This is a genomic window from Kaarinaea lacus, from assembly GCF_975902315.1.
Genome location: NZ_CDLKIE010000525.1, coordinates 1 through 3,492, shown reverse-complemented (window position 1 = coordinate 3,492; position 3,492 = coordinate 1). Strand labels below are relative to the sequence as shown.

Sequence of the window (3,492 nt, the reverse complement as noted above, 5' to 3'; positions counted from 1 at the left end):
GCGCCAGGTAACCAATACCACAACCTGCCGCGCTGGCAACAATCCCAAGCACAACCAGTTGATTAAGAAAAATTCTCGAAATGTGAGCTTGTTGTGCACCGACGCAGCGCAAGATGGCACAAGTATTCAAATGTCGTTCTGCATAACGCTGCGCTGCCATTGCAACCGCAACAAATGCCAGCACAACACTAATAATGGCCGACAAGCCCAGAAATTGTTGACCGCGTTGTAATGCTACTCGTACTTCCTGGCGGGCATCGCGCACATCCTCTACCTGCTCACCCGCCTGTAATTTTTTTTCAATCACGCGCCGATACTGCTGCACATTACTTTTTTCGCCTGCCACCAATAGTCGATGTCGCATACGACTACCTTCCTGTATCAATCCAGTAGCGGGCAAATCCTCTATGTTCATTAATACGCGAGGCGCGATGCTAAACAGGTCGCCACTACGATCAGGCTCATAACGTAAAAATGCCGTTATTTTAAAAGTCATGGAACCCAGAATAATGCCCTCACCCGGGGAAACTCCCAGTTGATTGACCATACGCGGTTCAATCCACACTTCTCCAGGACCGGGAATTTGATCTGTTTCAACCCCTGCGTCAAATGCCTGCTGAGATATTTTTAGTGAGCCACGTAAAGGGTAATGATCATTAACCGCTTTGATCTCGGCAAGCTGACTACCACCATCAGCCAAAACCATACTGCGAAAACTAATGGTTTGTGCCAGTGTTAACTGGCGTTGCTGAGCTGCATCGATATACTCCTGTTTAACGGGCCGGTCAGACACGATTCTCAAGTCGGCAGCTAGTAACTCACTTGCCTGCAGGTCTAATGCTTGCGCAATACGGTCCGTAAAAAATACCACAGAGGTCACACAGGTCACTGCTATAACCAACGCCGCCGTCAACACGCGCAATTCACCAGCACGCCAGTCCCTGCGCATTAATCGAAAAGCCAGCTTGTTAATATGTGAATACAAGTTTATTCCTCAGTCAATCACAACAGTAACCGGCCTGCTTCAATTTCCAGTACTCGACTGCATTTCTCCGCCAATGCATGATCGTGAGTTACCAGGACCAGGGTTGTACCTTGCTCCTGGTTAAGCTCGAACAGCAGGTCTACCGTTTGCTTGCCGGTACGAGTATCGAGATTTCCGGTGGGTTCATCTGCCAGCAGGATTTTAGGTTTTGGTGCAAATGCCCGGGCAATCGCAACGCGTTGTTGCTCGCCTCCGGAAAGTTGATGTGGATAATGTTGCAATCGCTCCTGCAGACCCACGCGCTGCAAAACATTTAGCGCCGATTGCTCAGCGTTGGCGGAAGCAATGATTTCCAAAGGTAACATTACGTTTTCCAGGGTGGTTAATGCAGGCAACAACTGAAAAGACTGGAAGACAAATCCCAGCTTCTGCGCCCTCAATAATGCGCGCCCATCCTCGTCGAGCTGAAAAATATCCTGCTCATCAACATATACTGTGCCTTTGGTCGGTGTATCAAGACCCGCCAGCAAACCCAATAAAGTTGATTTTCCCGATCCGGATGGACCGACAACGGCGACAGTTTCCCCACTGGTGATGGAAAAATTGATATTATCAAGGATCACCAGCGGCTCCCGGTGGTCTAAATCGAGGTTAGCCACTTGTTTGGTTAAACTTTCTATTTTTAAGACCGTATTGAATTCTGTAACAGACATGAAAAAAATATCCTGTTTATTGATTGCGGCCTGGCTTGTACTTTTTTCAGTAAGCGCTGCTTACACAGCCCAGCAACAAACTGCCTTACAAATCCCCGTCATTCTTGTACTGGGGGATAGTTTAAGTGCTTCTTTTGGTATTGACCAATCCAATGGCTGGGTTTCCCTGCTCGAACTAAAATTGAATAAAAACCATTACAATTACCGCGTTATTAACGCCAGTATTTCCGGTGAAACCACACACGGTGGATTACAGAGATTACCCGGCCTGCTAAGCAAGCATCGTCCCCGCCTGGTGATTATTGAGCTTGGCGGTAATGACGGTTTGCGTGGTCTAAACATAGACATGATTAAATCCAATCTGCAAACGATGATTTCGAAATCCGCTGAGTCCCACGCCGATACATTGTTAATTGGTATGCGCCTGCCACCTAATTATGGAAAATTTTATACAGAAAGTTTTTATCAAATGTATGTAGACCTCGGACTGGCAAATAAAATTCCTGTCGTTCCATTTTTATTACAAGGAATTGCAACCAAAGACGGGCTTATGCAGTCAGATGGAATACATCCTCGCGATGAAGCGCAACCAATAATGCTGGATAACGTCTGGACGCAACTGGAGCCGCTACTCCAGGGGAAGCGGTGATAAAATGAAGAAACAAAGTTATTTGGATTTTGGTTTTTCCTGATAGGTCTTGCGTTGAAACAAATCCGCGCGACGACTAACCAGGCGATCGAGGAATAAAATACCATCGAGATGATCAATCTCGTGTTGAACAGCCCGTGCCTCGTAAGCTTCAAATTCATATCGATGGAGCTCACCAAATTCATCGCAGGCGTTAAGCTTGATACTTTTTGCACGTATTACATTGCCGGTGTAGTCAGGTACCGACATACAACCTTCCCGGCCCTTTTCCATCCCCTGCCATTCAGTAATTTCCGGATTAATTAAAACCAGGCGACCGTGATTTTTAATCCTGGGTTTTGAAGACACATCAACGATGACAATGCGCTGAAATCTGGCCACCTGGGGTGCAGCAATACCAACCCCCCCAGGGCTGGAGCGCATAGTCTCTTCCAGGTCATTTACAAAATCCCGCAAGCTTTCGTCAAACCGTTCGACAGGCTCTGATTCCTGTTTCAGTCGAGGATCAGGAATAGTTAATACTTCTAGTAGTGCCATACAAGCTTAACCAATTACAGTATCGATTTCTTCAAGATGGGTCTCAATACCTTCTGTCCTGTCAGCATCAAGCGCACGCTGCAAGGCATCGACACCATTAATGGCATGACCCTCGATATGCATAATATATACGGGCTTCTCATCGCTGCCTGCGACATCCGACTCCAGGTCATAAATATCCAGACCCGCCCTGGCCAGGACACTTGTAATGTGCGCGACAATTCCTGTTTGATCCGGGCCATAAACGCTGATACGCACATCAGGCTCTCGATGCGCGTGCAACTGCGCGTCAATATCATGCACATGGCAATGCAAGTCCAGTTGCTGGGCGACTGGCGCTACAATTTCTTCCAAATGTTTCATCTCGCCTTCATATTGCACCATTAACATGATGGTAAAATTTCCACCCAGTCGACTCATAGACGCTTCACCGAAGTTACATCCGGCCTCAAACAAAGCTTCGCTGATGCCTGCAACGATTCCCGGTTTGTCCTTACCAACCACAGTCAACATATACCAGTTGTTACCCATAGCGACCTCACTTTGGCCTTAGAAAATCATCAAATACCTGTTATTCCCAATTCCCGCCTCGCCCGACATCCCGTCTC

Annotated in this window: 5 protein-coding genes; 1 reads left to right on the top strand and 4 read right to left on the bottom strand. The window is 47.3% G+C overall.

What is annotated here, in order from left to right; all coding sequences use genetic code 11:
* Together ACWVCM_RS16385 and ACWVCM_RS16380 are read right to left on the bottom strand one after the other, a co-directional pair.
* The coding region (locus ACWVCM_RS16385) for an ABC transporter permease (RefSeq protein WP_455202846.1) at positions 1 to 949 on the bottom strand (949 nt) is incomplete at its 3' end.
* Positions 950 to 1,002: 53 nt separating this feature from the next.
* Complete coding sequence (locus ACWVCM_RS16380) at positions 1,003 to 1,698, bottom strand: ABC transporter ATP-binding protein (protein ID WP_455202845.1); 696 nt, start codon at positions 1,696 to 1,698, stop codon at positions 1,003 to 1,005.
* On the opposite strand from ACWVCM_RS16380, the gene ACWVCM_RS16375 reads away from it, so the two are divergent.
* Entirely contained in the window at positions 1,697 to 2,347 is a 651-nt protein-coding gene (locus ACWVCM_RS16375) for an arylesterase (protein WP_455202844.1), read from the top strand. The genes ACWVCM_RS16380 and ACWVCM_RS16375 overlap by 2 nt on opposite strands.
* A gap of 18 nt (positions 2,348 to 2,365) precedes the next feature.
* Here ACWVCM_RS16375 and def read toward each other — a convergent pair whose 3' ends face one another.
* Together def and ACWVCM_RS16365 are read right to left on the bottom strand one after the other, a co-directional pair.
* Entirely contained in the window at positions 2,366 to 2,884 is a 519-nt protein-coding gene (gene def / locus ACWVCM_RS16370; RefSeq protein ID WP_455202843.1) for a peptide deformylase, read from the bottom strand.
* Between the two features lie 6 nt (positions 2,885 to 2,890).
* Positions 2,891 to 3,415: a glycine cleavage system protein R gene (locus ACWVCM_RS16365; RefSeq protein WP_455202842.1), complete on the bottom strand. Its 525-nt coding sequence runs from the start codon at positions 3,413 to 3,415 to the stop codon at positions 2,891 to 2,893.
* Between the last annotated feature and the right edge of the window lie 77 nt (positions 3,416 to 3,492).

Bases quoted from the DNA above. Each gene is read 5' to 3' on its own strand.
- ACWVCM_RS16365 (WP_455202842.1), bottom strand. From the start codon at position 3,415: ATGGGTAACAACTGGTATATGTTGACTGTGGTTGGTAAGGACAAACCG.
- def (WP_455202843.1), bottom strand. From the start codon at position 2,884: ATGGCACTACTAGAAGTATTAACTATTCCTGATCCTCGACTGAAACAG.
- ACWVCM_RS16375 (WP_455202844.1), top strand. From the start codon at position 1,697: ATGAAAAAAATATCCTGTTTATTGATTGCGGCCTGGCTTGTACTTTTT.
- ACWVCM_RS16380 (WP_455202845.1), bottom strand. From the start codon at position 1,698: ATGTCTGTTACAGAATTCAATACGGTCTTAAAAATAGAAAGTTTAACC.